Here is a 20,976-nt window from a genome sequence, read left to right on the forward strand (position 1 = left end):
TGGCAAAGAGGCAAAAAAAACGTTATAATAGGAGGAATGCTTTCTGAAGGAGTTGATTCGATGCAAATGACGATTGAACGGATTGCAAATTTGCACGAACGTGAAATTGAAGAGTTCATGAACCATATTAAACATACATTTCAGCCGTCTGTGCCGCAACAAGCGGAAATTATTCGCAAGGCGGCTTCTCTTGTTCGAATGAACGCGATCGGAGCTTATCGCTATACAGAAAACGAGCAGTCGCTGATGGCCAATATTTCGGGTACGGAGTCCGAGTTTGCCCGGTTGTCTTTCCAGTCGATGGAGCCGTATTGCACGTGCTTGAACGACAGCTGGTGCGCGCATCAGATTGCAGTCGTCTTTCATTTGTATTCGCAGTTTCATTCGCTTTCGGATTGGTTGCATAGTTGGCGGCAATCTGATGTGCAGGCACAGCTTTCGATTGCGGAGCGTACGCCGGATGCATGGCTTTCGGCTTTGTCGTTGCTCGTGAAACCTCTTGCCCAGTTGGATCCGAAAGACGGTCCGACCGGATTTTTGCATTATGTTTCCAAAATTGAACAGCAGAAGACGCGGCTTTCTCCTTTTGAATGGGAATGGAAGCCGCTCTTTTCTCTATATTATCAGTTGACGGTGTTACGTGCGGCTTGGCCTTTTTTGAAGGGCGAGTTGGCTTCCAATGATTCGTATCACTATGGCAAGTGGCAGCTGACAATTTGGCTCAATGAGCAGATGTCCGAATTGAAGGCCAGTATCATTCAGCTCAGTTCGAAGTCCAAGCTTTTCGAGACAGATGCCTTCCATACGAAATTGAAGGATTTGATCCATTCATTCGCAGTTGAAGTGGAAGGGTTATTTTCCAAGCGTTTTGAAGCGTTTCGATTGGTCTATACTGAGCTCTATACTGATGAATCAGAACTCACGGAAGCGCTCGGGCGGCTGGAAAATGAAACTGCAGCGGATGCACCGTTGTTCCGTGCATTCCTTTATTTGACGTCGGGTCGTTTTGACGAGCTTGATCGGGAATTGAATTCATTGGATCCGACCGCAGTGCCGCAATGGCTGGCGTTTGCGCTCTATGCGAAAGAAGACGAGGACTTCGATATTGTCCAGTCGATCATGCTGCAGCTTCTTCCCCATCTTGCGGGACATTATCAGCAATTGGCATCGCGCAATCGTGCGTCTTTTGCGGAAGATATCGATCAGTTGCTTGCGCTTTCGGATGTGTCGGAAGAACAGCGCGATCAGTTATTTCAATCGTATGGGTCAGAAGCAGGACGAGCGTATGGACAATTTCTTTTTGAACGCGGTCGCTATGAAGAGTGGGCCGCGCTGATGCATTTGACGCGTGGCTCTGTCGACATGATCGATGGTTCACTGTTGAAAACGGCGCTGGCTGAAGATTCGCAAGCGGTGTTCCCGCTCATGCATGCAGAAGCACTGAAATTGGTAAAAGAGAAGAATCGCGATAGTTATCGCCGTGCCGTACGTTTATGGAAACAAATGAAGACGGCCGCCAAACGTGATGGCCGCAATGAATTTTGGAATCGTTACATCAATACAGTCCGCCAGCAATTTCCCCGCCTGCGTGCACTGATGGAAGAAATGGAGAAAGGAAACTTGCTGCTATGACCGATTCGAACATCTTGCAACTTGCCTTGGAATTAACTTTAAAAGAAGGACAGGACGGTGCGTTCCTCGTCTGTGCGAATGTCGCAGGAGAATCGAAGATGATTGACGCGGATATGCTTGTGTCCTATCTGTTTTATTCAGATGAACCGACCATGTACGGCATGCTCGTTCCGCAGCGTGACGGCTGGATAGAAGCGACGATCGATGAGTTGCTTCGATTGTTTTCTGCGACAGGACACCCATATGTCCAGTACGCAGGAGCAACAGATGCGGATAACGTGATTTTGGACGGAATCCGTGAGGCCGCGAAACTTTGGCAGGATCCGGCGTTGTTTTCACATATCGAGGCGTCAGCAGAAGGATTGTCGTTTGATATGGGACAGACTGGGCTGTCTGAGCAAGCTGGACGCTATGTGTCGCTTGCGGTGCGCGGTCAGCTTGCTGCGCTTGGTGTGTCGATGGCGGATTTTCCGACCTTGCTTCCCCACTTCCAGCAATATGGATGGCCGAGTGGCGAGACGACAAAGTTGCCGTTTCGTGTGGCGTTGCGCTTGACGGAGCCTGATATCGATGAAACAGAATGGTTGCTTGAGACGGTGCTGATCAACGAGCGTGGGACACAGTGGGTACCAGCTGTCCGGAAAGTGTCGGCTTCGATTGAAGAGGCCTTGCCCGCAAAGCGCAAGCCGTATGCTAAGGATATTCAAGAGCGCCAAGCGGAGATGATCGGGATTTTTCGTTCGGTTGAGTTGCAGGCAGATGAGCAGTTCGTTCATGAGTTTTTAAACGATGCACAAGTTCGTGTGTTCATTCAGGAAGATTTGCCGCTTTGCCAGGCGTTTGATTATCCAGTGATTTTGCCGGCTTGGTTGAAGTCCGTAACGGAGACCAAGTTGAAAATCCGGACTTCTGCCGGGATGCAGTCGTATCGTTCGTCTGCTAGTCTCGATCAGGTGCTGTCGTTTGATTGGCAATTTTCACTGGCGGGCGAAAATATTGACCGGGAGCAGTTTCAGCGAATGGTTGATGAGAACCGCGAGTACATCCGCGCGGGAGATGAGTGGTTTCATTTGGACCCGGCTTGGCTGAAGCGCATTCGGGAGTTGATGGAGCAGGTGGATGACGGCGAGTGGACGGTGAAGGATTTGCTGTTCCATGAAGTGCCGGAAGAAATCGCACCGGTTTTTGATGAAGAAGATGAGGATGATCCGCTCGTTGCGTTTTCGATGCAGCAGTCGTTGCGCCAAGTGATGACGATGTTGCAGGAGAAGAAGGGACTGCCGGAAGTCGCGGTGCCGGGAGCATTGCAGGCGGAGCTGCGTCCATATCAGCAGGAAGGTTTCGAGTGGCTTCATTTCATGCGTGATAACCATTTCGGTGCAGTTTTGGCGGATGATATGGGGCTTGGGAAAACAGTTCAGCTCATTACGTACTTATTGTATGTGCACAATTTGCCCGAGACGGATTCGCCCTCCTTGATCATTTGTCCGACGAGCGTCATGGGCAACTGGCAGAAGGAATTGGAGCGATTTGCGCCTTCTTTGCGGGTACACGTTCATTACGGTGCGAATCGGTCTCGGGATGAGCAGTTCGAGTCGATTATCGCAAACCGTGAAGCCGATATTATTTTGACGACGTACGGTACTGCCACGCAGGACGGCGAGATGCTTTCAGCGTTTACATTCGCCAGCGTGACGATCGATGAAGCGCAAAACATCAAGAACTTGCAGACGAAGCAGTCGCGTGCGATTCGCAGATTGCATGGGCTTCATCATATCGCGTTGACAGGGACGCCGATCGAGAATCGTCTGTCCGAGCTGTGGGCCATTTTTGATTTCATTCACAAAGGATATTTAGGCAGCTTCCGTAAGTTCAGCGATGAATTCATCGTGCCGATTGAGCGGGATGACTTGGAGGCGGAGAAGCGGAAATTGCGCGCCCGCATTCAACCGTTCATGATGCGACGGACAAAGAATGATCCGGAGTTGCGCTTGAATTTGCCGGAGAAGTTGGAACAAAATGAGTATGTTCCACTCACAACGGAACAGGCGGCGCTATACGAGAGCTTTGTGGATGAGACGAAGTTCAAGCTTGAGACGTTGACTGGCTTTGAGCGTAAAGGCTTGATTTTGAAGATGCTCAGCCGACTGAAGCAACTGTGTAATCATCCGGCACTGTTTTTGAAAGAGCCGCAAGCTCCAGCTGCCGAGTTGACGAAGCGTTCAAATAAAATGGCGCGGATCGTCTCGATGGCAGCAGAAATCGCGGCGAACGGCGAGCAATGTTTGATCTTTACGCAGTATATCGGCATGGGCCAGATGCTGCGCCAGTGTTTGTCAGAACTGCACGGAATCGATGTGCCGTTCTTGACGGGCAGTATGCCAAAAGGCCAGCGGGATGCATTGGTGGACGCGTTCCAGAGCGGCGAGTTCCCAGTTTTCATTCTCTCGCTGAAGGCCGGTGGTACCGGATTGAACTTGACGCAGGCGAATCACGTGCTGCATGCGGATCGTTGGTGGAACCCGGCTGTCGAGAATCAGGCGACGGACCGCGCTTACCGAATCGGTCAGACCAAGTTTGTGCATGTGCATAAATTCGTGACGGTCGGGACGATTGAAGAGAAGATTGATCAGATGCTTGTAGAGAAGGCCGCTTTGTCTGCCGATTTAATTCATTCGAGTCAGTGGCTGACGGAGTTGAATGATCGGGAGTTGGAGGATCTTTTGACGTTTAATTGAGTTGGGGAGTTTGGCTGGGATTGGTTCGGGATGAGCGGAGTTTGGTGCGGTTCAGGCAGAGTTTGGTTCGGTCGCGGCTGGGTTTGGCTCGGTCCAGGCATAGTTTGGCTCGGTCCGGGCCGGGTTTGGCTCGGTCTGGATACAGATTGGTTCGGTCGCGGCAATGTTACGCTCGTTCCTGACCATTTACGGCTTCCGAATAAAAGTATCAGACCTGTATCGTATGTGGATACAGGTCTTTTTGAGGTTTTATTTTCGATCGGGGGATAGGAAAAAGGGGTTTGATTGGGTTGTTTCGAGGTAGTTCAGGCGTTCGTTCAAGTTGGCGATGATGCGGATGAGTTGGCCTACCTGGTTTTCGAGGCGCTGGATGTCGTCCTGGTATTTCTTTTTGAAGATAGGCAGTTCGGTTGTGAATGACTGGGCTTTTTGCTTGGCTGCTGTTTGGTGGTTTGCTGGCATTCATGTCCACCTCCTTTCTGTCGTTCGAATGATATGTATTCCGCCAGCTCTGTTTTGGAAGTGGTCTCCAAACCGTTGAGCGGCGGATGATTTGGCGTAAATTGTATTCAGTCCCTTTGCTGAATATTTTCTTGGATATCAGGGGTCCCCTCCCCTTCATCCGGACTTTCTTAATACTGGCGAATATGCTTGTAGTGTCTTTCCATTTTTCTCTTTTCTCGTATTGCTCTTCAATTGTGTATTTCCCCATCTTCTCTTCAAGAATTGATCATTAGCGAAAAGTGTCCGGTATGGCGGCGGTTATGCCTCTACATCTCCCCCTTTCTTGAGATTGTTTAGTGAGTATCAGAAAATAGGTAGTGCCGAATCGCTTGCTGTGGTTTCGAAACGTGCAGGCTCTGCAGTTGAAGGCGTTTTCATTTCTGCTGTGCTCGTCTTTGATGATCTTGATAGAAAACGAATGTCATCGCACACCACTTCGGTTACATACACTTTGGTCCGATCTTCACGCTCATAATTACGGGTCTGGATACTGCCGCTGACGCCTACGAGTGAACCTTTGCCGCAGTGACGGACGAGATTCTCGGCGGTCCTTCCCCAAACGGAGCATAAAACAAAATCCGTCAAGACTTCTCCACTGACGTTTTTAAAACTGCGGTTAATGGCGAGAAAGAATGTCGTATTGACTCGTCCTGATGTGTGTTCCTTGAGCACAAGGTCTTTGGTGATACGCCCTACTAAAGCCACTTGGTTCAAAGTTTGTCCCTCCCTTCATTGGATTGCCCCTATCGTATGACAGATGGAGTACTTCTGGCAAAGTAGCAAAAATGAATTTTGAGATGGTTTATGAGATCATTTTTCAGTTTTCATTTAGCCATTTTTGAGAGGTTTGGCGGAGCGGTCAAGTTTTAAGATGATTTGGTTTTAGGCATTATTGAATTTTCGAGTGTTCTGAAGTTTTATGCTATACTGAGGGAAATTGTACCGAGGTGAGTCGAATGAAAACGTTTAAAATGCTGTCCGTGGAGGTAGTGCAGGACGATGGAGTGCTTCCATTTCCTTTATATGACGGAATTATCATCAACCAGGAAAACAGTCATCGTCTGTGGGTGTTAGAACTGTTTATTGATGAAAAATATAAAGACATAATGGAGCAATGGAAGGTCGAGAAAAAGGTGCTGACGGCTCGCGTGGTAATTTCGTATCCGGGAAATGAGCCTGCATCTTTCATTGTCGCGGTAGAAGATTGGCGGCAGATCGGTGACCGGATCTCAGTGCTAATGAAGGGCCGTCTGAAGCGCGCTCGTTCGAAGTATGCCGAGCATTTGCTGGAGGAATTACTGGAAGACGGTTTTGAAGGTGATGAGCTGCTGGAGCAGTTTGAGACAGGAATGTGGGATCGGCCCAAGTTGAGGCGCGATCAGATACCGCCGGAAGATTGATTGTTGTGAGCCGTCGCTTGGTTGTGGCGGTTTTTTGTGTATGTATGAGCGCAGGGAGTATGGTTATGAGCGCACATGAAGGCTTTATGAGCGTGGAAAGCAGAGGTATGAGCGAGGAAGGCAAAGGAACACCATGTTATAAGCACATAAAAACGGCTCCTGCCATTAGCGGGAGCCGTTTTTGACAGCTGGCGTATTATCGGTTGTAATCTTTACGATCTTTATCGCGAATAACGCCGTCAGGAGCTGTGTCGTTGCCGTTCGTGTTCCCTTGGATGGTGTTGTCGTCACGCGCACCGCGGTTGCCGTTTTCCCCGTCCAGGAGACCTTCTTCCCCATCAAGGAGACCTTCTTCTCGGTTAAGATTATCTTCCATAAGGTCATTGTTGTTGTTCTCCATGGAGCCTTCACGGTCGCGGTTCATGACGCCGCCATTGTCACGATTGTTGTCATCGAGACCATCAAGGTTCGGTCCCATGCGCTCGTTGCCGTTTGGCGTACGGTTGTCTCGTTCCACGTCTTGCATCGGTGTTTCATTATTGTCTGGAAGAGCGCCGTTGTCCGTATTACATGCCGTTAAAACGAGTGCGGAAGCGAAGACTACAGGCAATGCTTTTTTGATCATAAAAAAGTTCCCTCCTTTTTTTACAAGCTGTCAATCATACATGGTGGTACGATCTTTGTTAGCTTGTGCGAAAAGGAAGGAACTATTCATTCAATTATTTACGCTGCTCCGCTCTTGCTTCCAATAAATTTTGGACGTACAGAGCTTCTGCTTTACAGCCATATTCATAATGAGTATTCAGCTGTTCTTGCAAGATTTCGATTTGAGCGATCTGCTCTTCAGAAGGCGGCTCGTTGAGGATTCGGATTAAAACTTCCTCCACTCGTTGTGCCAGCTCCTTATGAAATTGTGGATCTGCTTTGATCTCATCAGGAATTTTTTCATACCAAAGTGCTTTGGTTGTAATGTATTCCCGCCAATTTGCGTAAAATTGTTCTATGTCGTATTGATCTTCCGTCCAACCGATATCGCTCATATATTGCTCGAATGATTGCGAAATGGAACGGGTAATACTGCTTTTTATATTTGGAGAAAGCTTTTTAAACATGCTCTTTTGTAACCTCCCACTGTATGCCGTCGCCGGCAATCCAATGTTCATTGTATCAAATTTTTACTTCCGTGCAAACTGTAATTAACGTTCTTGTACAGGACCTAGTGCGAATGTGATTTCCGTTTCACACGCTACTTCGCCACCGACAGTTGCAATTGCTTTTCCTTTGCCGATTGATCCGCGAAAGCGAACAATCTCAACTTCCAGGCGCAGTGTATCACCTGGTGTGACTTGGCGCTTGAATCGGCAGTTGTCAATGCCTGCGAAGAATGCAAGGCGTCCTTTGTTCTCTTCTTGTTTTAGAAGGGCTACTGCGCCGACTTGCGCAAGTGCTTCAACGATGAGTACGCCGGGCATGACTGGATAGCCTGGGAAGTGGCCGTTGAAGAATTCTTCGTTGATCGTGACGTTTTTCAATCCGACGGCACGTTTTCCTTCTTCTATTTCTTCAATGCGATCGACCAATAAAAATGGATAGCGATGCGGGATGATTTCTTGAATTTGTTGGGCTGTTAGCATTGGAAAATTCTCCTTTGTTCGAGTATGTCTCGTCAGCTATATTCTTATTCGTATCGGGACCAAATTAGAAGTACTGGCGCCGGGATTTACGCTGCGGGCGAAAGCTTTCCGCTCCAATTCCTAGATATCTTGTAATGAAAATTCAGTGCCTATATCCGAAATTCATTTCCCATTCATGATATCAAAAATATGTTTCCAGGTTTCTTTTTGGAAGACATCACCTGCTGAGCCGTCTCCTACGACGCTGAAGCCGATGATTGCGCCCAGGATGGCGGCTATGGCTATTGAAACGAGTAGAATCAGTATACGCAGCCAGATCGGGAACATGCGGACTCGTACCCATTTTAGTTCGCCGACTGGAGTTTCGGGTTGTTCGCTTTGATCTTTGCGTGGCCATTTGGCTTTGATCCGTGTCCAGAAGTTGGCGTCTGATTCTGTCTGTTTTTTATGTCGCTCTTTGCGTGCGACAGGTGAATTGGCTTCAGATGCCTGCTTGGCGGATTCACTTGGCTGAGGTAGCTGCTTTTCAGTTGTCTGTTTTTCATCTGTCATCGTCAGTACTCCTAGTGCACGCTTAGCGGATGCCATTGATAAGACCTAGCATTTGATCGGCCAGCGTTACAGAACGCGCGTTGAATTGATAGGCACGCTGCGTAGCAATCAAATCTGTCATTTCTTTTTCATAGTTGACGTTGGATGTCTCGAGTGCACGGTTCTGCAAGCCGATCTGACTGCGTGCTGCTCCTGTCATTTCTGTCAGTAAATCGTTCGCCTCGAGTCCAAGTCCCGCCATGTCTGCAGGTAATCCGAAGTTTGTGGCAGACAGCCGCACCATGGAATCCGGCTTTTCAAGTACTGTCACACCAAGTTCGAATGTCTGGTTGCCGCCTGGTTGGGTTATTTCGAGCAAGCCATTCGGATGGACATTGTAATTCGTTGCTTGACCGGAAAAGACGATCGGACGGCCTGCGCTATCCGCCACCGGAAGTCCTTCTTCATTGACTAGCATGTTTTGTCCATTATCCATCGGCGATACATAAAAGTTCCCTTTACGCGAATAAATGATTTCTTCTCCGCCTTCAGTCGGTTGAATCAAATTAAAATATTGCTTTGGTTCCGTCAAGGCAAAGTCCAGCTGACGGTCCGTCACTTGAACGGATCCAACCTTCCAGTTCATTTGCATACTTCCGAGCATTGCACCGCTGCCGATACGGATTCCGTCTTCTGAACGTCGATCTGCCCGGTCTGCTTTGTCATTGTTCATTTGCTGAAAAAGCAGTTCTTGAAATTTGGCATCGGATGATTTATAGCCATGTGTCGCCGTGTTGGCCAAGTTATTGCCGATTAAATCAAGGCGATGCTGCAGCTGGTTCATCGTATTGACAGCTGTTGTCATTGTGCGAATCATAAAAAGTGACTCCTCTCTTGCTTGGGGCATCTATATTCGGTGGTCATTAGTTCACGCGCCCGACTTCATTGACCGCTTTTTCCATACTGCGGTCGTAGGCTTGCAGAATTTTTTGATTGGCTTCGAATGCTCGATAGGCCGTCAGCATATCCGTCATCGTACGGCCTGCGTCGACGTTGGAGCCTTCAATGAAACCTTGCTGTATCGAGTATGTGCCGCCCATCGGAAGAGGTTGTCCATCCGCAGTGGTGAACAGACCGTTGTCCCGCTTCGACAAAGTATCCGGTTCTGCAGCATATGCGATTCCCAGTGTTGCAGCTTGCGTATCGCCGGTGAATATGAAGCCTTCTTCCGAGATGCGGATGTCGTCATTCGGCAGTTCGATTCGATTGCCTGTCGCATCTAGTACATAGAGTCCGGATGGATTCGTTAAGTAGCCTTCCGCATTGACGGTGAAATTACCGTTTCGTGTGTAGTATTGATCGCCATTTTCGCCTTCCAACGTAAAGAACACCGTACCCGCTACACCTGTCTCTTCATTGACATCCATCGGTCCGTCAATCAGTGCCACATCCGTCTTCAATTCCGTTTCCCTCAGCTGTCCTTGGGCAAATAAAGGCAAGGTCTCCTGCATATAGACACCTGTCGACAGTCCTCCGACCGGGTTCAGTCCTTTGAAACTCAAACCTTTTTCCGTCGGCACGCGCGCCGCATCGAGACGAGACATGAACATTTCAGGAAATGCCCGAATTGTCGACTGCTCCGCTTTGTAGCCAGGTGTATTGGCGTTAGCCATATTATTCGCCAACATTTCCGTCCGACGCTGCTGGGCGATCATGCCCGATCCTACTGTGTAAAAGCCACGAAACATTTTATTTCACTCCTTTTCTTTCCGTACCTAAATTCATTCAGTCTAACCTAAATGAAACGATCTTTTTATTATACACTATTTTTTCACTCCATGCCGCTTCAACGCGTGCGTGCTGGTGACTTTCCGATCGTTTCAAGCAGGACACCCGTCCCAATTGCGACACAATTTAAAGGATGTTCCGAAACAAATACAGGCACTTTTAGCTCTTCTGCAAGCAATAAGTCAATACCATGCAGCATCGCGCCCCCGCCTGTCAAGAATACGCCGAGATCGATAATGTCCGCGGAAAGTTCAGGTGGTGTCTTTTCTAGTACGTTTTTGGCTGCCTGCACGATCATGCTCACCGATTCATGAAGCGCTTGATTGATTTCTTCAGATGTGACTGTCAACGTTCTCGGTAATCCCGACACCATGTCACGACCGCGGATATCGATTGTGCTCGATTTCGCTTTGCTGAGAAACACGGTACCTACTTCCTTTTTCACTTGTTCGGCAGTTCGGTCACCGATCAGTAATTTATGTTGTTTTTTAATGTGCTGGATAATGTCGTGATCGAATTGATCGCCCGCGACATTGATAGATTCCGATGTCACGATATCGCCCATCGAAAGAACCGCGACATCTGTTGTGCCCCCGCCAATATCGATGACCATATTACCTGTTGGCTGGAAGATATCCATACCCGCTCCGATCGCTGCGACTTTTGGCTCTTCTTCTAAGAACACTTGCTTGCCGCCCGCTTTTTCTGCTGCTTGCCGAATGGCTTTTTGTTCGACACTTGTAATATTAGTTGGGCAGCAAATTAAAATACGCGGCTTGGACAAGAAGCCTTTGACGTTTAATTTATTAATGAAATGTGTCAGCATTGCTTCTGTCACGTCAAAATCTGCAATGACCCCATCTTTCATTGGACGTACAACGACGATGTTCCCCGGCGTCCGTCCGACCATCTGGTACGCCTCATCTCCGACAGCCAATACTTTTTTCGACTGTTTCTCAATGGCTACAATCGCGGGTTCGTTAATAACGATCCCTTTCCCCTTCACATGAATCAATAAGTTGGCTGTTCCCAGGTCAATCCCTATATCTTTCGAAAACATCGCTGCCGCTTCCCCTTCCACCCTGTTTATATGTAGTCTCTAACTATTAATTGTATCATATTTCCTATTTAATTTGCATAGTTCGTTTAGATTTTTACCTTGATTGTCGAATTTTAGGGGATTTGGTTTGGTTGTATAAGCGCGTGACGGGTGGTTATGAGCGTGGAGAGATGCTTTATGAGCGCGATGCCTGGGTGTATGATCGCAGATAGACGCTTTATGAGCACAAAGGCTGGGCGTACGAGCGCAGACAGATGCTCTATGAGCGCAATGGCTGGGCGTATGAGCGAGACAGTTGCCAATTAAAAATGCCTGCAGCCAACTTCTGCGGCTGCAGGCGCTACTATTTTATTCGCTCATTTAAATGCGGTAGTGGCTTTGATGGCTTTTTGCCAACCTTTGTACAGTTCTTCTCGCTGACTGTCTTCCATCTCCGGATTGAATGGACGGTCTAGGCGCCAGTGGGTTGCGATTTCTTTGCTATCTTTCCAAAAGCCTACTGCTAGGCCTGCTAGATAAGCGGCGCCGAGTGCAGTTGTTTCATTGACTGTTGAACGTTCGACAGGTACATTCAGCAGATCTGCTTGGAATTGCATGAGGAAGTCGTTGGCAACGGCTCCGCCATCGACCCTCAATGTTTTCAATGAAATTCCTGAATCTGCTTCCATTGCATCGAGTACGTCCTTTGTTTGGTAGGCAAGCGATTCGAGTGTTGCACGGACGAAATGTTCTTTCGTCGTGCCGCGGGTCAAGCCGAAGACTGCTCCTTTGACGTCGCTGTCCCAGTATGGTGTGCCTAGTCCTACAAAAGCTGGCACGACGTAGACGCCTTCCGTAGAGTCCACTCGATTGGCATACATCTCACTTTCTGCTGATTTGCGGAACATGCGCAGGCCATCGCGCAGCCACTGGATGGCGGAGCCTGCGACGAAGATGCTTCCTTCCAGAGCATATTCCACCTTGCCGTCGATGCCCCAAGCAATCGTTGTCAGCAATCCATGTTCGGATGTGACAGCCTTATCGCCGGTATTCATGAGCATGAAGCAGCCTGTTCCATAGGTATTCTTCACCATGCCGCTTTCAAAGCATGCTTGGCCGAATAGCGCGGCTTGCTGGTCTCCCGCTATTCCTGCAATCGGTGCTTCGTAGCCGAAGAAATGGGCTGCATCGGTGTGCGTATAGATTTCGGAAGACTGACGAACCTCAGGAAGCATGGAAGCCGGCACATCTAAGATCGACAGCAGCTCTTCATCCCACTTAAGTTCGTGGATATTGTACATCAATGTCCGGGAGGCGTTCGAATAATCGGTCACATGGGCTTTGCCGCCGGAGAGCTTCCAAATGATCCACGTATCTATCGTACCGAACAGCAAATCACCATTCTCCGCTCGTTCCCTCGCACCTTTGACGTTGTCGAGAATCCATTTCACTTTCGTTCCTGAGAAGTACGCATCGACAAGCAAACCGGTTTTATTGCGGAACAGTTCATTGTAACCGTTTTCTTTCAACTCTTCACAAATATCCAACGTTTGACGTGATTGCCAGACAATCGCATTGTACACAGGATTTCCTGTATGCTTATCCCAAACGACAGTTGTTTCGCGTTGATTGGTAATACCGATTGCTTCAATCTGCGTAGCTGTAATGTTTTTCTCGGAGATCACTGCTGCAATGACAGATAATATCGAGCTCCAAATTTCATCTGCATTGTGTTCGACCCAACCGGATTTCGGAAAGTACTGTGTGAATTCCTGCTGTGCAGTATGATAGATCTCGCCTTTTGAATCAAATAAAATAGCCCGTGAACTCGTAGTTCCTTGGTCGAGTGCCAGTATATATTTTTCTGTCATCTTCAATTCCTCCAATTTACTAGTTGGTTTCCATTATACACGTTCTGACTTCGCTCCGAACTTTAAAGCGCTTCGTGATGACTACTCTGATTTCATTCCCTTACTCACAGAGAACTGGGCAGCCAATAGAACAGCTAAAACGATTGCCCCTACAATCCAAAACGCTGCACTGTTTTCTCCAATAAAAAACTGTTTATAAAATAACGCACCAAACGCACCTCCGAGTACTGGACCGACAACCGGAACCCAGGCATAACCCCAATCGGATTTTCCTTTTCCCGGTATCGGCAAGAAGAAATGTGCGATACGCGGTCCGAGATCACGTGCCGGATTGATGGCGTAGCCTGTTGTGCCGCCGAGCGACATGCCGATCGCGATAATGAGCGCTCCGACGATGAGCGGATTCAACCCTTCTGTAAATTCATTGGCTCCGATCGACAGCAGACCGAGCAGTAAGACAAATGTTCCGATGATTTCGCTTGTCAGATTTGATAGCGGATGACGGATTGCCGGAATCGTTGCGAACACCGATAGCTTTGCATCCTGATCTTCCGTTTCTCTCCAATGCGGCAAGTACTGTAAATATACGATGACCGCGCCGACTATAGCACCGATCATTTGGGCTGCGATATACATCGGCACGTCCGCCCATGCAAAGTCTCCGATCGTAGCGAAACCGATTGTGACGGCAGGATTCAAATGAGCTCCGCTAGCACCGCCGACTGCATACACCCCCATGGCTACCGCAAGTCCCCAACCAATTGTAATGACAATCCAGCCTGCGCCTTCCGACTTGGACTTTTTCATGAGAACTCCACCGACTACACCGCCGCCAAAAATGATCAGTATCATGGTTCCGATTAATTCCCCAACAAAAGGTGTCATCTCCCGTATCCTCCCCTATCTTCATGATGCGTGATTGAAAACCAAAAATACCCACAACTAACCCCTTGCGCGATGCAAGAAATTAATTGTGGGCTCCTGTACTCAACCACTTGTATGAACTTACCAATAAGTATATCGCCGGTTGAATTATCTGTCAACATTAATTTCCGGAATTAATATCTTTTGTAAACGACTCCCACAGCAAGTGATCGGACGTAGTCACCGCCACCGCTCCTGCACCGAGCGCATCGTCAATATGCTGTTTTGTGCGGATCAGACCACCGTTGATGATCGGAATGCCCGTATGTTCCTGTACTTCCTGGATTAATTCAGGAATCACACCGGGCAGCATCTCAATGAAATCTGGAGCAGTTTGCTTAATTAACGAGTAGCTTTTCTCAAGAGCGATCGTATCGAGCAAGAACATGCGTTGGATCGCAATAATGCCTTTTGCCTTCGCTTTTGCAATCATATTGGATCTGGTTGAAATGATACCGGCCGGACGAATATCATTGCATAGGAAGTCGGCAGCAAAATTATCTGTTTTCAAGCCTTGAATCAAATCTGCATGGATAATGAGTTTCTTGCATCGTCTATCCGCTTCTTGTTTCAAGGTTTTCACATTGCTTATATGCACTTCCAGTAACACGATATATTCAAATGGACTGTCCAGCAGCCGTTCGAATTGCTTCATCGTCCGAGCCGCAGGTAAGATTTTCTGACCATGAAAAGGTATGACGATGATCACTCCTCCATCAAAGTTTTTCTTTACTATACCATGTTAGATGACTGTCGTTGCCTTTCTAACCTCTTCATCCAATTCTTGCTCGTATTTTGACTTTTCCGGTTCTGTCCATCCTAAGATGGCAGCCATTTCATTCAATACATCGGACTTGCCGGCTGTCACGTTGGCCATATGGAAATAGAGATCTCCTGTACGACGGATGAAGAAGTCAGTCGGCTTTACCGCCATTTCTTGTTCAATAGCGTAGCGCAGTTTGACGTATAGAATACGCGGCATATCCGTTACAGGTTCGTAAGGAATTGTGAATACTTTCTCCACGTTTGAACCGTACAATGCAGCTAGGTGCCGACTCTCGCGTTCTGTAAAGCCTAATGCTTGTCCACGTTCTACGGATTGCTGAATGAATCGTTTGTAGTTGGACGACCCGCCGATATCTCCGCCTGAAATCGGGAAATGTTTCGTGATGCTGCGCGGGAATTTCCGGCCGGTTTCTTTCGAAAGCTGCTGGACTACTTTATTGATAACCGTCTCCGCCATCTTACGGTAGCCGGTCAATTTACCGCCAGCAATTGTGATGAGTCCTTTTTTCGATTCCCAAATCTCATCTTTTCTCGAAATTTCAGATGGATTCTTGCCGTCTTCGTGAATGAGCGGTCGTACGCCTGCCCAGCTGGACTCAACATCGTCTTCTGTCACTTGGACTTCCGGGAACATGAACTTGATGGAGTCGAGTATATACGTTCGATCCGCTTCCGTAATCTGCATTTCTTTAGGATCTCCTTCGTAAAAGGTATCCGTCGTGCCGACATACGCTTTCCCCTCGCGCGGAATTGCAAAAATCATACGCTTGTCTGGTGTATCGAAATAAATCGCTTGGTGCAGAGGGAAGACACTTTGGTCAAAAACAAGATGGATGCCTTTTGAAAGGATTAAATGTTTACCCGCAGAATAACCGTCCATATTTTTGACTTCATCCACCCAAGGACCTGCCGCGTTGATCACTTTCTTCGCTTGGATTGTGAACTGCTGATCCGCAATCGTATCGCGGACTTGCACACCCGAGATTTTATTCTGATCATTGTAGACAAATCCTTCAGCAGTAGCGTAATTAAGGATGAACGCTCCTTTTTCTGCTGCTGCTTTCATCACTTCAATCGTCAATCGCGCATCATCGGTCCGGTATTCTACATACATACCGCTGCCTTGAAGACCTTCTTTTTTTACAAGGGGAGCTTGTTTCAGCGTTTGTTCCACATTCAACATCGTCCGTCGTTCAGACTTTTTAACGCCTGCCAAGAAATCATATACTTGTAAGCCGATTGCAGTGGAGAAGCTTCCGAATGTGCCGCCTGTGTGAAATGGAAGCAACATGCGTTCAGGCGTTGTGACATGCGGACCATTCTCATAGACGATCGCCCGCTCTTTACCTAACTCTGCAACTTCTTTGATTTCAAATTGCTTCAAATAACGCAATCCTCCGTGGACAAGTTTCGTGGAGCGGCTGGATGTTCCGGAAGCGAAATCCTGCATCTCAACAAGTGCCGTCTTCAGTCCGCGTGTTACCGCATCGAGTGCAATACCTGCTCCCGTTATGCCGCCGCCGATTATCACGACGTCAAAAAGCTCGGAATTCAATTGATCAACTAACGCAGTACGTTCCAATGAAGAAAATGTTGTCATTTGTCTCTCTCCCTTTTTTAATGAAGTATGAAAAAAAGAAACCTCAAAAGAATGACTGCTGAATGCAATCATCCTTTGAGGTCTCTCAGTAACTCAAACCAGAAGTATTAACTTACTTAGATTGTATCATAATTTGAGCTTATTACAAGTAATGGGATTGGCGGTCAGAGGTTAGTGGTGAGCCTAGGCATCCGCCTGTTGCTTAGGGGTTTCATTTTTCCATTTTTGGCGGGTCGCTTCTCCTCCGCGAAGGTGGCGGATCGATTTATGATAGGCAAGAATCTTTGCGACTTGTTCCGATAGGCCGGGATCGACATTCGGCAGTCGCTCGGTCAAATCTTTATGCACCGTACTCTTGGAATAGCCGGTCGCATTGGCTAACGCACGCACTGTCAAGTTCGTTTCAATCAGCATCCTCCCAAGACGTACGCAACGCCTTCTAATTTGCTCGTGCACGCCCTCTTCCTTTCTCTTTTCACTCCTTTATGGTGTTCTATTGTATGCAAACACTTACGAACATATGAAAAAGCCATTCCGGGGGGCTGGAATGGCTTAGTGGATTGTTTATTTAATTAGAACGCCAAGTAGTCGTGTGGGTTGACAGCCACGCCGTCTTTTTGAACTTCAAATTGCAAATGTACGCCTGCTTGTGGATTCCAATCGTTTTGTGTAGTCGTTGCGAGGACTTGTCCTTGTTGGATTTCTTCGCCTTCCTTCACAAGTACGCCTGTCAATGAACTATAGACCGTTGTCATACCGTCCGCATGTTTTAGTCTGATCTCACTGCCTTTGAATGAATCCGCGACGACAGCCTCTACTGTACCGCTCAGTGCCGCCACTACTTCAAACGGTTGTCCGTCCATCGAAAGAGATAGACCTTTGCTTGTGACATAAGATTGCTTGAATACGAGCAATGCCTTTTCACGCACCGACTCTTCTGCTGTAGGATCGTAAAATTCTTGTAAAATAGCGACTTGATCTAGTTGATCTTCATGGAATGGATACTTGAGTGTTTCGTTTGCTGCATTTGTTTCCACCGTGACATCGTCATTCGGCTGATCGAGCTTCGCCACATCCGACGTTACTGCTTCATCTTTCGTCGTCATTGCGGAGTAGCCCCATACCATGCCGATAAATAGGAGCGCTACGCCCGTATAAATGGCAGGCCAGAACCAGCCGTTTTTCATTTTTTTGTTTTCCTGAGAAGGGGCCTTTGGTTTTTCTTCTCGCATTGTCATCACCTCACTTGCATTCTTTGCAAGTTAAGAGGATTTTAAACATTCATCTTCAGGTAAATTTATTTTTTGTATCCGTGTACCTGTATAATAGTGTGAAATGATTTTATCTGCCGTCCAGCCTTTTTGAGCATACGCTTCAGCTCCGTATTGGCTCATCCCGACACCATGTCCATATCCGAGCGTCGTAATATGCACAATTTGATTGTTGACATCATATGCAATATTGAAGTCTGTTGAGGCCAAATTCAATTTCTCCCGAACCTGTCGTCCGCTTGTCTCATAATTGCCCGTGATGATTTTTTGAACCCGTCCTGTTTGATTTCTCACTAATTGAAGTTCGCGGAATTCGTCCGCATCCCACTTCAATCCAAGTTTCCGATTCCATTCTGTTAAAGTCATTTGCAATTTACGTTCGACAGTCGGTGCTACTTTTTCTTCACCAGGGCTATCCACGCTTTGTAAATACTCCACTGGATTTCCACTGAAGTTTTGTGCGGCTTCGGTTTTACCATTAGATGTAGAGAAGAACATTGCTGAGATGATTTCTTCACCATGAACGATAATATCACCTCTTGTTGCTTCTGCTGCTTTCCTGATTTTTTTCTCGTTCTGTTTAAAGGCCTTCCCCCAGCGCTCTTTGCGTTCTGCTTCCGTCCGATACACTTGCGCGGAAACATCCTTCGCTATCGGTTTAGCCCCTTTATCCGTATTTCGCGCCGCATATGTACGTGCAGCGATCACTTGAGCTTTCAATGCCTCTTCATGGAAGTCAGCCGGCATTTCACCCGCAACGACACCAACCACGTACTCTTCTAAAGGAATTGGCTCGTCCACTCCAGTAACGGAAATCATGATGTCACACTTCTTCTCCTTTCGTTGGTCTGCCAGCTTCAGATCCGGCGCTTGTTTTGCTAGGATTGGAATAAAAAATAATGAAAGAATAATGAATAAAAGGAGTAGTTTTTTGTACATACTGCACTATATGCGGTTAGTGGAGCTCGTATGCTTATAGAGTGATCGTTGATTCGAAGGATAAAATTCTTAGACGCTCATAAATTTGTGTAGATGATCATAAATCTTTCGGGTGCGCTCATAAAATCTCCTGAGCGCTCATAAACAAGCTATGCACGATCATACGACCTATCTGAGCGCTCAAAAAACCACGAACGATGAACGTCCGTGGTTTTCGATAGTTTATGCAAATTGTGTTTCCGTGATTTCTTGTTCAGATGAAACGCGTGTAATATCTGCTCCCAAGGCCTTCAGCTTTTTGTCGAAATCAACATAGCCGCGATCTAAATGGATAAGTTCAGTAACACGAGTGACCCCTTCTGCGACGAGGCCAGCTAGGATAAGTGATGCAGCGGCACGCAGATCAGTTGCAGCGACTTCAGCTCCCTGGATTTTAGAAGGTCCTGAAACGATCACTGAGCGTCCTTCAATTTTCACATCCGCATTCATGCGGCGGAATTCTTCCACATGCATGAAACGATTTTCAAACACAGTTTCAGTCAATACTCCTGTACCTGTTGCAGTGAGCATCAACGCCATCATTTGTGATTGCATATCCGTAGGGAATCCAGGATGCGGCATCGTTTTCAAATCGACTGCCTTCAAAGGATGCTTCGCTGTAATGCGAACACCTTCATCCAATTCCGTGACGATTACACCCATTTCAGTTAATTTAGAGATCAATGCCGTGCTATGTTCTGGCACCGCGTTGTCAATGATGACATCGCCGCCTGTGATTGCAGCAGCCACCATGAATGTGCCGGCTTCAATGCGGTCAGGAATAATGTGGTGGATAGAAGCATAGAGTGTAGAGACGCCTTCGATACGGATATTATCCGTACCCGCACCCACCACTTTACCACCCATTTCATTGATAAAGTTTGCCAAGTCGACGATCTCAGGTTCTTTTGCGGCATTTTCAATAATTGTAGTGCCTTCAGCCAAAGCTGCAGCTGTCATGATATTTTCCGTTGCGCCCACGCTCGGGAAATCCAAATAGATTTTTGCACCTTTCAAGCGGCCATCGACTTTTGCTTCCACATGCCCATGTCCAAATGAAATTTCAGCTCCCATTGCTTCGAAGCCTTTCAAATGCTGATCGATCGGTCTTGAGCCAATTGCACAGCCGCCTGGTAACGCGACACGTGCGAAGCCGTTACGTGCCAGCAAGGGTCCCATCACTAAAATGGATGCCCGCATTTTACGTACGAATTCAAATTGCGCTTCCTCTGCCAATTTTCCACGAGAGTCAATAATCACTTCGCCTTTTTCAGGATCGTGTGTAATTTTTGCATTTAAGCTTTTGAGTACTTCATTGATTGTCCGCACGTCCGAAAGATTCGGCACGTCACGAATCACGTTTACACCTTCAGATGCCAATAAAGCTGCTGCCAAGATCGGCAGTACCGCGTTCTTCGCACCTTCTACACGTACGTTCCCTTGTAAAGTCCGTCCGCCGTTAATAATAATTTTTTCCACCACTAGCCCCTCCGAGTCAAATTTATCCTTCTGCCCACAAGCTATAATTATCCATAAACATTTTTGTTATTAATATCCAGTACATACTTGTTCTTATTGAAAGTTTACACATAAAACACATTCTATTGTACCTTGTAAAACTTTAGTAGACAAGTAACTTCCGGCGCAATTTTCGGGTATTTCTTACGTAATGTAGTATATGTGGCAATTCGACACAATGTGTTTGTAATTAGCGAGGCCAAATTGGACATATTAATCGTAATACCCGAGTCATCCAGTACTTACACGTATTCCACGGAATTTTCTTTGGTGTATAGTTACGGCAAAGAATTGTATCCTAGCTATAAATGAGAATTAGTGTCCGGGGATTTAAACCAAAGATGTGCTCACAACGCTTCGCTTATGCTCGCAAAAGCCGTTCTTCGTTACGGCTCTCGCTCTGGGTGGACGCTTTCCGCGGGGTGCGCGGTGAGCCTCCTCGTCGCTACGCTCCTGCCACCTGTCGCACTAATCCCGCAGGAGTCGCCACCCGCCGCTCCAATCCCTAAGAGGTGAAGTATAAATACTTATAGATTTCACTGCACATATCAAGTAAATAATTAAGATAACTACCTTCATTATTTTAAAAATTCAATGTGTTCTGTCTTAAAGTTCAATAAAACAACGAAACCATAGCCAAGGTTTACCCATTGTTTTTTAGGGGGAGAACAAATTCCCAATCACACTGCCTGAAAACTATACCAGTTGATCGCAGCGGAAGGCGGCGACTCCTGGGAGATTTGCGGACAGGTGAGACCCTGG

21 protein-coding genes are annotated in these 20,976 nt (G+C 47.3%); 4 read left to right on the forward strand and 17 right to left on the reverse strand.

Features of this window, described 5'->3' with window-relative positions; translation table 11 throughout:
- The first annotated feature begins 60 nt into the window (after positions 1-60).
- Genes H7J92_RS01700 through H7J92_RS01710 form a run of 3 tightly spaced genes read left to right on the forward strand, consistent with a single transcriptional unit; the run spans position 61 to position 4,640 of the window.
- Positions 61-1,632 carry a hypothetical protein gene (locus H7J92_RS01700; RefSeq protein WP_221835125.1) on the forward strand — a complete coding sequence of 524 codons (1,572 nt, stop codon included), beginning with the start codon at positions 61-63 and terminating at the stop codon, positions 1,630-1,632.
- Complete coding sequence (locus tag H7J92_RS01705) at positions 1,629-4,370, forward strand: DEAD/DEAH box helicase (protein ID WP_009766177.1); 2,742 nt, start codon at positions 1,629-1,631, stop codon at positions 4,368-4,370. The genes H7J92_RS01700 and H7J92_RS01705 overlap by 4 nt, the downstream gene beginning before the upstream one ends.
- Positions 4,371-4,400: 30 nt before the next feature.
- A complete protein-coding gene (locus H7J92_RS01710; protein ID WP_009766178.1) occupies positions 4,401-4,640 on the forward strand; it encodes a hypothetical protein in 240 nt (79 codons plus the stop codon).
- On the opposite strand, the gene H7J92_RS01715 is transcribed toward H7J92_RS01710, so the two are convergent.
- Together H7J92_RS01715 and ssb are read right to left on the reverse strand one after the other, a co-directional pair.
- Positions 4,620-4,832: a hypothetical protein gene (locus H7J92_RS01715; protein ID WP_040758487.1), complete on the reverse strand. Its 213-nt coding sequence runs from the start codon at positions 4,830-4,832 to the stop codon at positions 4,620-4,622. The two genes, H7J92_RS01710 and H7J92_RS01715, sit on opposite strands and share 21 nt — an antisense overlap.
- A gap of 345 nt (positions 4,833-5,177) precedes the next feature.
- Complete coding sequence (gene ssb, locus H7J92_RS01720; RefSeq protein ID WP_252989973.1) at positions 5,178-5,579, reverse strand: single-stranded DNA-binding protein; 402 nt, start codon at positions 5,577-5,579, stop codon at positions 5,178-5,180.
- A 251-nt stretch (positions 5,580-5,830) separates the two neighbouring features.
- Here ssb and H7J92_RS01725 point away from each other — a divergent pair, with 251 nt between their 5' ends.
- Positions 5,831-6,274, forward strand: a complete 444-nt coding sequence (locus tag H7J92_RS01725; protein ID WP_009766181.1) for a YwpF family protein — start codon at positions 5,831-5,833, stop codon at positions 6,272-6,274.
- A gap of 196 nt (positions 6,275-6,470) precedes the next feature.
- On the opposite strand, the gene H7J92_RS01730 is transcribed toward H7J92_RS01725, so the two are convergent.
- From H7J92_RS01730 to murA, 15 genes are all read right to left on the reverse strand, one after another.
- Positions 6,471-6,884, reverse strand: a complete 414-nt coding sequence (locus H7J92_RS01730; RefSeq protein ID WP_221835127.1) for a hypothetical protein — start codon at positions 6,882-6,884, stop codon at positions 6,471-6,473.
- Positions 6,885-6,993: 109 nt separating this feature from the next.
- Positions 6,994-7,386, reverse strand: coding sequence for a hypothetical protein (locus H7J92_RS01735; protein WP_040758490.1), 393 nt, complete (start codon positions 7,384-7,386; stop codon positions 6,994-6,996).
- Between the two features lie 84 nt (positions 7,387-7,470).
- Positions 7,471-7,908 carry a 3-hydroxyacyl-ACP dehydratase FabZ gene (gene fabZ / locus H7J92_RS01740; protein ID WP_009766185.1) on the reverse strand — a complete coding sequence of 146 codons (438 nt, stop codon included), beginning with the start codon at positions 7,906-7,908 and terminating at the stop codon, positions 7,471-7,473.
- Positions 7,909-8,070: 162 nt separating this feature from the next.
- Entirely contained in the window at positions 8,071-8,460 is a 390-nt protein-coding gene (locus H7J92_RS01745; protein ID WP_221835129.1) for a DNA-directed RNA polymerase subunit beta, read from the reverse strand.
- Between the two features lie 22 nt (positions 8,461-8,482).
- Positions 8,483-9,316, reverse strand: coding sequence for a flagellar hook-basal body protein (locus tag H7J92_RS01750; RefSeq protein ID WP_040758494.1), 834 nt, complete (start codon positions 9,314-9,316; stop codon positions 8,483-8,485).
- 46 nt (positions 9,317-9,362) lie between these two features.
- Positions 9,363-10,187, reverse strand: a complete 825-nt coding sequence (locus H7J92_RS01755; RefSeq protein ID WP_221835131.1) for a flagellar hook-basal body protein — start codon at positions 10,185-10,187, stop codon at positions 9,363-9,365.
- 98 nt (positions 10,188-10,285) lie between these two features.
- A complete protein-coding gene (mreB, locus tag H7J92_RS01760) occupies positions 10,286-11,287 on the reverse strand; it encodes a rod shape-determining protein (protein ID WP_040758497.1) in 1,002 nt (333 codons plus the stop codon).
- A gap of 356 nt (positions 11,288-11,643) precedes the next feature.
- Positions 11,644-13,137: a glycerol kinase GlpK gene (gene glpK / locus H7J92_RS01765; protein WP_221835132.1), complete on the reverse strand. Its 1,494-nt coding sequence runs from the start codon at positions 13,135-13,137 to the stop codon at positions 11,644-11,646.
- 81 nt (positions 13,138-13,218) lie between these two features.
- Positions 13,219-14,022 (reverse strand): MIP/aquaporin family protein, encoded by an 804-nt coding sequence (locus tag H7J92_RS01770; protein WP_221835133.1) that lies wholly within the window; start codon positions 14,020-14,022, stop codon positions 13,219-13,221.
- 160 nt (positions 14,023-14,182) lie between these two features.
- Positions 14,183-14,758, reverse strand: coding sequence for a glycerol-3-phosphate responsive antiterminator (locus tag H7J92_RS01775; protein WP_221835201.1), 576 nt, complete (start codon positions 14,756-14,758; stop codon positions 14,183-14,185).
- 45 nt (positions 14,759-14,803) lie between these two features.
- Positions 14,804-16,447 (reverse strand): glycerol-3-phosphate dehydrogenase/oxidase, encoded by a 1,644-nt coding sequence (locus H7J92_RS01780; RefSeq protein ID WP_221835134.1) that lies wholly within the window; start codon positions 16,445-16,447, stop codon positions 14,804-14,806.
- Positions 16,448-16,630: 183 nt separating this feature from the next.
- Positions 16,631-16,903 carry a sporulation transcriptional regulator SpoIIID gene (locus H7J92_RS01785; protein ID WP_078817033.1) on the reverse strand — a complete coding sequence of 91 codons (273 nt, stop codon included), beginning with the start codon at positions 16,901-16,903 and terminating at the stop codon, positions 16,631-16,633.
- Between the two features lie 116 nt (positions 16,904-17,019).
- Positions 17,020-17,679, reverse strand: coding sequence for a M23 family metallopeptidase (locus tag H7J92_RS01790; protein ID WP_245799451.1), 660 nt, complete (start codon positions 17,677-17,679; stop codon positions 17,020-17,022).
- A 30-nt stretch (positions 17,680-17,709) separates the two neighbouring features.
- Positions 17,710-18,657 (reverse strand): stage II sporulation protein D, encoded by a 948-nt coding sequence (gene spoIID / locus H7J92_RS01795; RefSeq protein WP_009766197.1) that lies wholly within the window; start codon positions 18,655-18,657, stop codon positions 17,710-17,712.
- A gap of 222 nt (positions 18,658-18,879) precedes the next feature.
- Positions 18,880-20,175, reverse strand: a complete 1,296-nt coding sequence (murA, locus tag H7J92_RS01800; protein ID WP_221835135.1) for a UDP-N-acetylglucosamine 1-carboxyvinyltransferase — start codon at positions 20,173-20,175, stop codon at positions 18,880-18,882.
- Between the last annotated feature and the right edge of the window lie 801 nt (positions 20,176-20,976).

This window comes from Sporosarcina aquimarina (genome assembly GCF_019748715.1).
Classification (GTDB): Bacteria; Bacillota; Bacilli; order Bacillales_A; family Planococcaceae; genus Sporosarcina; species Sporosarcina newyorkensis.

What these genes read in the sequence shown, in the direction of transcription:
- H7J92_RS01700 (WP_221835125.1), top strand. Translation starts at nt 61, where the DNA reads ATGCAAATGACGATTGAACGGATTGCAAATTTGCACGAACGTGAAATT.
- H7J92_RS01705 (WP_009766177.1), top strand. Translation starts at nt 1,629, where the DNA reads ATGACCGATTCGAACATCTTGCAACTTGCCTTGGAATTAACTTTAAAA.
- H7J92_RS01710 (WP_009766178.1), top strand. Translation starts at nt 4,401, where the DNA reads ATGAGCGGAGTTTGGTGCGGTTCAGGCAGAGTTTGGTTCGGTCGCGGC.
- H7J92_RS01715 (WP_040758487.1), bottom strand. Translation starts at nt 4,832, where the DNA reads ATGCCAGCAAACCACCAAACAGCAGCCAAGCAAAAAGCCCAGTCATTC.
- H7J92_RS01725 (WP_009766181.1), top strand. Translation starts at nt 5,831, where the DNA reads ATGAAAACGTTTAAAATGCTGTCCGTGGAGGTAGTGCAGGACGATGGA.
- H7J92_RS01735 (WP_040758490.1), bottom strand. Translation starts at nt 7,386, where the DNA reads ATGTTTAAAAAGCTTTCTCCAAATATAAAAAGCAGTATTACCCGTTCC.
- fabZ (WP_009766185.1), bottom strand. Translation starts at nt 7,908, where the DNA reads ATGCTAACAGCCCAACAAATTCAAGAAATCATCCCGCATCGCTATCCA.
- H7J92_RS01745 (WP_221835129.1), bottom strand. Translation starts at nt 8,460, where the DNA reads ATGACAGATGAAAAACAGACAACTGAAAAGCAGCTACCTCAGCCAAGT.
- H7J92_RS01750 (WP_040758494.1), bottom strand. Translation starts at nt 9,316, where the DNA reads ATGATTCGCACAATGACAACAGCTGTCAATACGATGAACCAGCTGCAG.
- H7J92_RS01755 (WP_221835131.1), bottom strand. Translation starts at nt 10,187, where the DNA reads ATGTTTCGTGGCTTTTACACAGTAGGATCGGGCATGATCGCCCAGCAG.
- mreB (WP_040758497.1), bottom strand. Translation starts at nt 11,287, where the DNA reads ATGTTTTCGAAAGATATAGGGATTGACCTGGGAACAGCCAACTTATTG.
- glpK (WP_221835132.1), bottom strand. Translation starts at nt 13,137, where the DNA reads ATGACAGAAAAATATATACTGGCACTCGACCAAGGAACTACGAGTTCA.
- H7J92_RS01770 (WP_221835133.1), bottom strand. Translation starts at nt 14,022, where the DNA reads ATGACACCTTTTGTTGGGGAATTAATCGGAACCATGATACTGATCATT.
- H7J92_RS01780 (WP_221835134.1), bottom strand. Translation starts at nt 16,447, where the DNA reads ATGACAACATTTTCTTCATTGGAACGTACTGCGTTAGTTGATCAATTG.
- H7J92_RS01790 (WP_245799451.1), bottom strand. Translation starts at nt 17,679, where the DNA reads ATGCGAGAAGAAAAACCAAAGGCCCCTTCTCAGGAAAACAAAAAAATG.
- spoIID (WP_009766197.1), bottom strand. Translation starts at nt 18,657, where the DNA reads ATGTACAAAAAACTACTCCTTTTATTCATTATTCTTTCATTATTTTTT.